The sequence below is a fragment of the Pseudomonas sp. A125 genome (assembly GCF_055409485.1).
On record NZ_JBUZVP010000048.1, the window covers coordinates 24,712 to 32,343 of the forward strand.

8 protein-coding genes are annotated in these 7,632 nt (G+C 49.8%); 6 read left to right on the forward strand and 2 right to left on the reverse strand.

The annotated features are described in order from the left end of the window. Positions 1-379 precede the first annotated feature (379 nt). The 3 genes from ACZRN6_RS34700 (at position 380) to ACZRN6_RS34710 (ending at position 3,783) form a co-directional block, all read left to right on the forward strand. Positions 380-1,444 (forward strand): DNA cytosine methyltransferase, encoded by a 1,065-nt coding sequence (locus ACZRN6_RS34700; RefSeq protein WP_106118781.1) that lies wholly within the window; start codon positions 380-382, stop codon positions 1,442-1,444. Between the two features lie 169 nt (positions 1,445-1,613). Continuing rightward, positions 1,614-2,744 carry a ParA family protein gene (locus ACZRN6_RS34705; protein WP_106118780.1) on the forward strand — a complete coding sequence of 377 codons (1,131 nt, stop codon included), beginning with the start codon at positions 1,614-1,616 and terminating at the stop codon, positions 2,742-2,744. Between the two features lie 70 nt (positions 2,745-2,814). Further along, a complete protein-coding gene (locus ACZRN6_RS34710) occupies positions 2,815-3,783 on the forward strand; it encodes a ParB/RepB/Spo0J family partition protein (protein ID WP_231503401.1) in 969 nt (322 codons plus the stop codon). A 567-nt stretch (positions 3,784-4,350) separates the two neighbouring features. Here ACZRN6_RS34710 and ACZRN6_RS34715 read toward each other — a convergent pair. Both ACZRN6_RS34715 and ACZRN6_RS34720 read right to left on the reverse strand, forming a co-directional pair. Further along, entirely contained in the window at positions 4,351-5,634 is a 1,284-nt protein-coding gene (locus ACZRN6_RS34715) for a Y-family DNA polymerase (RefSeq protein WP_122433179.1), read from the reverse strand. After that, positions 5,624-6,052, reverse strand: a complete 429-nt coding sequence (locus tag ACZRN6_RS34720; protein ID WP_016355661.1) for a LexA family protein — start codon at positions 6,050-6,052, stop codon at positions 5,624-5,626. Before ACZRN6_RS34720 ends, ACZRN6_RS34715 begins: the two co-directional genes overlap by 11 nt. Positions 6,053-6,204: 152 nt before the next feature. Between ACZRN6_RS34720 and ACZRN6_RS34725 the strand changes: the two genes are divergently transcribed. Genes ACZRN6_RS34725 through ACZRN6_RS34735 form a run of 3 tightly spaced genes read left to right on the forward strand, consistent with a single transcriptional unit; the run spans position 6,205 to position 7,283 of the window. Then, the gene (locus ACZRN6_RS34725; protein WP_146136094.1) at positions 6,205-6,702 is read left to right on the forward strand and encodes a hypothetical protein; all 498 of its coding nucleotides are present in this window, start codon (positions 6,205-6,207) and stop codon (positions 6,700-6,702) included. Further along, on the forward strand, positions 6,699-6,920 hold the full coding sequence (locus ACZRN6_RS34730; protein WP_122433177.1) for a hypothetical protein: 222 nt from the start codon (positions 6,699-6,701) through the stop codon (positions 6,918-6,920). Before ACZRN6_RS34725 ends, ACZRN6_RS34730 begins: the two co-directional genes overlap by 4 nt. Further along, positions 6,921-7,283 carry a hypothetical protein gene (locus ACZRN6_RS34735; protein WP_106118793.1) on the forward strand — a complete coding sequence of 121 codons (363 nt, stop codon included), beginning with the start codon at positions 6,921-6,923 and terminating at the stop codon, positions 7,281-7,283. Positions 7,284-7,632: the final 349 nt, after the last annotated feature.

Genomic DNA, 7,632 nt, shown 5'->3' on the forward strand with positions numbered 1-7,632 from the left:
CTTCAGCAAGTCTCAAAACTCATCCAGTCCTTAGGAATAACACCGTACCAACAACCTCGACCCGATATTGCGGCTTACGATCATATGCAGGGTAAGCAACCGGACCAGGAGCTTGCAGACATCATTGGGTGTTCAAAAGAGGCTGTCAGGCAAAGGCGTGTCCATCTGGAAATCGAGTCTTATCGAGACATGATTAGACGAACAACCAGAACAGCAAAATAGATCGAAATCTCTAGCAGTGTTGCTACTAGCAACAAATGTTTAGATACGTACGTACGTATGTACATGCGTACGCATTTGGGTTAAAATTCTCTCCACGAATTGGTGACAGTGGCGGCTACCACTGTGCTGCTTTGAAAAAGGTCTAGGAGCGATTTGCATGGGTTCTGTGTACGAATTGGATTCATTGGTATCGGCATTTCAAGAATCACAAGCTTTAGAAAATTCACTCGGGGTTCACCATCTTTTCGATCATCCATTGAAGGCAGATGTAGTCCGCTTGGCTGATAAGGTCCAGGGGTTTATGAAGCCCGCGCACGCCCGTGACCGTATAGAGGGATGGATTGATCATGCTAGAAGCCAAGCTGCTTGCAGGGAAAACAGTGACAAAGTGGTGCTCTCGCTTTTCGATACCTCAGGTGAATGGTCTCGGCCTTGGGAAGAAGCCGGCTACCAGGTCTACCGCTTTGACATTCAAGACAATCCTGAGCTCGGTGACGTGAACAACTTCAATGTCGAGTTCTTCATAGAGTGGTTCGGCGATTTCTACGGCCTTGAGGTATTCGCGATTCTTGCCGCTTGTCCTTGCACAGACTTCGCTCGTTCAGGCTGCAGACATTTCGGTAGTAAGGATCTGGATGGCCGGACCAAAGCCTCCGTCCAACTCGTTCACCAGACCCTTCGGTTAATCGAATACTACAAACCAGCATTGTGGGCTGTAGAAAATCCAGTTGGCCGTATCGAAAAATTAGGAGGGCTCCCGGGATGGAGACTTTCATTCGATCCGTGCCACGTTGGAGATCCCTATACGAAGAAGACCTTGATCTGGGGTCGTTTCAACGCAGACCTTCCTGTTGCACCGGTCATGCCTGTTGAGGGCTCCAAAATGCATCTCAAGTACGGAGGCCGGAGCCTCGCGACAAAAAACGCAAGAAGCGTAACCCCCGAGGGATTTTCGTACGCTTTCTTCATGGCAAATAACCAACTTGATAACCCTCAATTTGCCCTACGTGCGAAGTACGATCGTCTTTCGTCGCGGCTTTTGGGCCAGGCCATTGAGGCGGGTTTGAAACCTCATGAGATCAGCGAGCTCATCGACGACGCATACCTCATGGATCTTGACGACAACAAGGCCCACTTGCTGCTGAGCAAGGCTGTGTCTATGCGCGGCGTTAACCTAGACAGCTTCGTGGATAAAGGCGGGCAGGTAGCAATGAGCTTTTAGAGCCGGTTCGTTCTTGCCCGCTTTGTTGCTGGGCAGAGCGGGTTTGTTGCTACTAGCAACAAGGCGGTTCAGCTCGAATGGCTTAAAACGTTAATATTCCTGAATTAGTCTGTTTACAAGCCGTATTCATGAACTATAATCAATTCTCAACCTACAGAAGGGCATTTACATGAACTCAACCGAAGAATCTCAGCTGGAGCTACAGAGTTTTGTTGACTTTGGAGGCTTAACCTTTTCTCCGCAGTTTGCCGCTGAGTGCTTTGGGCTGACGACCAGGCGACTGAAGGACATTGAAGAAGAGAATGGTGTTGAGATTCGTCGTGTACCTCGTGGCACCTCTACTGCACGGGTTTATGGACTCGCCGATCTATTCGCTATCGCAGCCCTACGTCGACGCTTGGGACATTCGAAAGGTCTTTCGCGCCAAATCGTTGCTTCGACATTTGTACCGAAAGGCGGCACAGCTAAAACAACTACGGCTGTGAACCTAGCTCTGTCTGCTCAGTTCGCAGGCCTGAAAACGCTGATCATCGACAACGACCCTCAGGGCGACACATCCAGCATGCTGGGCTACGACCCTGATTTGGGGCCGGAGGACCTGACCGAGATGGGTATTCCTCAGGACCGACTCGTAGACGGCCACCTCGGCAATCTGATCAGTCCCCTGTTGCGGATGCGTGCATTCGATCCGAAAACCCTTGATGAGGTCATCAAGAAGCCATTTGGTGAGGATGGCATTCACCTGATTCCTGCGGATTCCTACATCGAGGATTTGGGTGTTGCCCTGGACGCTTCTAACAACCCCGATATGTGGTATGCCCGTTGGATTGAACAGGCCAAAACCGGCCAAATACCTGGCTGTGATCTTTCGAGCTATGACCTGATCATCTTCGATAACGCCCCTGCCGGTTCCCGACTGACTAAAAATTCAGTTGCAGCTAGCGACTTACTTCTGTGTCCGATTCGAATGGACAAGTTTTCATTCCGCGCTCTTCTTCGGCTGAACGATTGGTGCGCCCGATTTGCACGGGAATACAGCTACGCACCTAAATTGCTCGCGATCCCGACGATGTTTATCCGCAATCGCCCGTCTCTAATCAATAATCTTTTCCGTCTTAATGAGCTTTTTCCTGGCCGGGTAACGGAAGAAAAAATCTATGTCTCTGAGGAGTACGCCAAGTCACTGGATGACGGCATTCCGCTGCTTCTGTGGAAAGGGGCTACCTCAAAAAGTCTTGGTCCAGTCCGAAGCGTACACCGGGAAATTCTCAACAAAATCCGGGAAATTGCTTCGGCCTGAGTTGTTGCTAGTAGCAACAAAAGAGAACCCGTGTTGCTACTAGCAACACTGAATGTTGGAGATGCAGCACATGAAATCAAACGATTACCCTGGAAAACCTAAAACTGGCGTCGTTGGCCTTCGCAAGCCAGCAGAGATTCCAGAAGGAACTCCATCCAGCGCGCAGGGGAGGGCAGCAATGCTCCAAATGCTGGATGAAAAGGCCCAGGAGCCATTGGTTGGAGAGTGGATAGGTAAAGACCAATCCCTAGAGGATATTGACGTCTCAAGCGTCGATGTATCGCCATACCAGCCTCGGATGATCTTTGACAAGGTGGCTATCTCGCTACTCGTGGAGTCAATACGTGAAATTGGACTGGGTAAACCAATTCTTGTAAGACCTCTTCCAAACGGCAGACATGAGCTCGTAGGCGGTGAGAGGCGTTGGAGAGCTGTCACTATCTTGGGATGGGACAGGATACCGGCTGTTGTGAAGCCAATGAGCGACGACATGGCAATGTTGCTCGCACTGGCAGATAACGAGCATGAAGAGTTGACTGACTATGAGCTTGCTCGTAGCTACGACCGCTACCTTCAAAATGGTAATGATAAGAGCCAAAGCGCCATTGCACGTCGCTTGGGGATCAACCGTTCTGTAGTAAGTCGGTGCCTGGACCTTATGAAGCTCCCGACTTCGATACGCCAAGTACTTGATCAGCATCCGGGACTGATTACTGCCAACTACGCTAAAAAGTTCGTGGATTTAGCGGAGCAGGATGTTCACATCGTCGAGAGACAGGTGCTGAGCATGGTCGAAAAAGGTACTAAGCAGGAACAAGCACTCCGCCAGATTGCCGTGAAAATTGCTGCATGTTCTAATCAAGGTCGTCCGGCATTTGTTCCGCGCCCAGTAGCTGGAATTGGAACAATTAAACTTTCCGGTCAAAAGCTAGAATTGAAGTGTGAAAAAGGGATTGATCCAAACTTGCTATTGCAGGAGTTTGAAAACTTTTTAAATAAATTTGATCGAAGCAAACTTGCCGCAAAGGAAGCGGAGTAGGGCATATGACTAAAGGGATAACAAGAATGAAAGCGTTATTGGAACATCTTGCATGTATAGCCGCAGGAGGAGCTCTGCTTTTAGGTTTGTTGTTTTACCTGGAGCACCGAAAGGAAGCCATAGCAGCTGTAGATGATGAGAGGCATGATCGTTGCCTCAAGGAGGCTTTGAATCCTCCTCCTCCATTCAAGCACAGCTTGGATTGCGTAGGATGGCAGCGCATAAGGTCTGATATCCCCCTTCCTGCGCAAGGTTGAAATGATATGGGAACACAGACGCGAATGCTGTTTGGTGACGAAGCAGATGCTCATGCCTATTGGGCAACGCGGGAATGGAAAACATTTGCGGTAGACCTTGTTGCGGGCTCGGGCCCAAAGCGCAAGGTCATCCACACCATGTATGTACGTGCCAGAGACGAGGATGGAGCAAGGATGTGCGCAAGGAAGAATGATGTAGCCCGGACTCCGAAACTCGCCTACGTGCCGAGGCTGGCCGGCCCCCGTGAGCTTGGCTGCACGGCATCGTAAGTTAGAGCGGCTGTGAAATGTCCGTCCTAAGGGTGATCAACTACCTGCAGCTCACCTTCCACAGTTGGTTGAAATCCGTCATATAGCTCGGGCTGAGGTAATCTCTGCGCATACCCCATTCGGGTTCTGCTGGAACAGCTGCAGTGCGTAGGCATTCCCGACCCCAGCGCCGGTTAACCTGGTCCATAACGAGCATTAAGGCCTCAGACCGCGCTGGCTGATTGATCGTGAACAGATCATCAGTGAATTCCCCTCGACGACGCAAATCGATCAGAAGAATCTCAGCTTTGCTGTACCTCATCCCCTCCCGAAAGATGGTTTCTAAACCTCGAAGCGCAGCGCCGGTCAGTACGCGAGTATCATCTGTAGGGTAGGGGAGGGTACACGTGATTCCCTGAGCGTACTTTGGATCATCGCCGAAGAAGGAGGTCTGTATGGACACTCTCAGAACGGTGCACAGTGATTTTTGAGCCCTGAGTTTCCCAGCTGCTCGATGCACGTAACTGGCGACAGCCTCACGAAGCCCTTGCAGAGTGGTTACACGCTCACCAAAAGATCTACTACAACAGATGGATTGTTTTGGTAATCCAACAGGCTCAAGGTCTAGGCACTGTTCCCCATTTAACTCACGGATCGTACGCTCCAGGACAACGGAAAACTTTTTTCCAAGCACTCGCGGGTCACACTGCGCTAACTCCCAGGCAGTTGTTATGCCCAGAGGTTGGAGGTTGTCTTTCATCCGCCGCCCGACCCCCCAAACCTCTTCCACCGGCATACGCCTCAGGAGCCACTCCACGGCCTCCTTGGAGCGGAGGTCTACGACGCCACCAGTTTTGGCTTTCCACACCTTAGAGGCATGCTGGGCTGCTTTAGCGAGGGTTTTAGTGTGCCCCAGGCCAATGCCAACGGGGAGCGCTGTCCACAGCAGAACACGGGCTTGAATTGCCTTCGCTACATCTTTTAATGGCTCGGGCAAACCATCAAGTCTTACGAATGATTCGTCGCAACTATAGGCCTCAACGGCCGGAGCAAGTGAGGAAATAGCTAAAGAAAGCCTGTGACTGAACTCGCCATATAAAGTGTAGTTACTGCTAAAAACTGAAACATCGTGCTTTTCGATAAACGTTCTGATCTTAAAGAATGGTTCTCCCATTTTCAAACCCAGAGCTTTTGCTTCCTTACTTCGAGCGACTATGCAACCATCTGAGTTACTTAGAACAACAACTGGTTTGTTTTTTAATTCAGGTCTAAAGATGCGTTCTACGCTGCAATAAAACTCGTTGACGTCAACAAGTCCAAATACAGGCTTACATTCAACACGCATGTTGGTTGAAATTCCATGTTACAACGCCGAATGTAGTTATCTCAGAAAAGTCTGTTTGTACGAGTGGAGGAAAGTCCGGGTGTTCAGACGCCAGTAACCATTTCCCACCTTCGTGAAGAAGTCGTTTAACAATCGGTTGATTGTCAACGTAAGCGAGAACGATGTGGCCAGACATAGGCGTAATTGTCCTGTCAACCACCAGGCGGCAACCATGCAGGATGCCAGCCCCTGTCATGCTGTGTCCTTCCACCTGGACGATGAACACGTGAGGAGCGCGAATATTGAGCAGATCGTCCAGCGAGATTGGCGCCTGGTAGTAGTCAGCGGCTGGATTGGGAAAGCCCCCGGCCGCCGTCCCAGAAATGAACTGCAACGGTAACGTTGACGGGGTTAGGTGGTGGATAGCTGCTACGTTCATAGGATCACCAAGCACTGTTTTTATATACAGTAAACGAGTGAAGGCAATCCCACCAGTGGTTGGCCGACCGAAGGAGTAGGGCAATCACATTACTTTTACGTACGTACGTACGCATGTGTATAATCTAAAAATAACCAGACGAAGGATCACACATGACTAAGTTTGACGGTTCAGTAGGCGACGCTTTACCAGATCTTATGGCGGATTCACCGTTAGGAGCTGGATTTTTCACGACTGCTGCAGAGGCGCTTGCGGTACGTATTGCTTTGGTAGCTAGGACGCTGCCCATACTTCATAATTCGAAATCTGATCGAATCAGATACGTTTTGCATTTTAGTGAAAACACCCAGATTGAACACTTTGATGAAATTTCATCCCAGTCGTGGGCTAACGTCATTAGCGCTGGTCTTGAAAATGTAACGGCGATCACAAGTTTAGATACCCCACAGGATTACAAAGCACTGTACATCCTCCGCGTTGGGTTAGCAGATGATGAAACCTGTTTAGAAGAGTGTTCTTTCTTCTGTGATCAGCCTCAGTTGAACTTCAAAGCAGGCTGCTATGAATTTTCATTGTGTAGCGCAGTTAAGAGTGGCGATTTTGGAAAGATTCTAATTTCTTTGTCACCAAGTGGGGATAACTTTGTATGACTATGATTGATGTTGGCTCTATTAAAGTCCATTTAGACGCTGCCCATGAGGCACACAAGAATTATATGAATCAGCCGAAACATCTTGATGATGCGCCTCTATCAGGGGTCAATCTTGAGGATTACAAGCGACAGAGTTCTCTGTTGTTGGAAGCGTACAATGATGCTTGCCGAGCCCTCTTCACGGCTCTTTCTACTGCGGTTAACAAGGAGTGCTAAATGGCTACTCAACCTGAATTCTTGGCCGTGAGACATAAATTGGACTCCGCTGGCTTCAATGTACCTCTCGATGCCACTCGGGGTGAGCTCCTACAAGTGCTCCAGGACATACGACGTGCTGATCAGCAGCAAGAGGAGTTTGTCGATGAGCTACGTGACTTGATGGAAAGTGGCGGCAGGCGCGATGACCAACTGTTTGCTGCCTGGCTCGGCACGGTGCACGTGGAGCTTGTGAAATTGGGCAACGATTCCCCTGAGATCGACACGGAAGAAAATGTTAGCTGGTTCTATGAGCGCTTTGAGACCGAGTCAGCCGCCGGATCCGCGGCTAACAGTTGGGCGTCTAGATCAAGTGGGCTGTAATCGATGCACAGGTGACAGGCTGGCAGGTGTGGCGGTCGGTAGGTGACAGGCTGGCAGGTGTGGCGATCGGTAGGTGACTGGCTGGCAGGTGTGGCGATCGGTAGGTGACAGGTTGGCAGTTGTAACAAGACGCGATGTGCTCGGATTGTAGAAGGCTTTAAATTGAACTATAGTTAATTATTGTAGACAAATAATTAACTATAGTTCAAAATACACTCATTGAACAAACCAATGAGGAGTGTCTGTTGCTGCTGACCGAAAACTGACCCAGTAGAGGCTGTTCTGCCGACTGAAAACTGACCCAGGTGTTCAACTGCTTCTGCTCAATTTTTGAGCAGGAGAACACAGG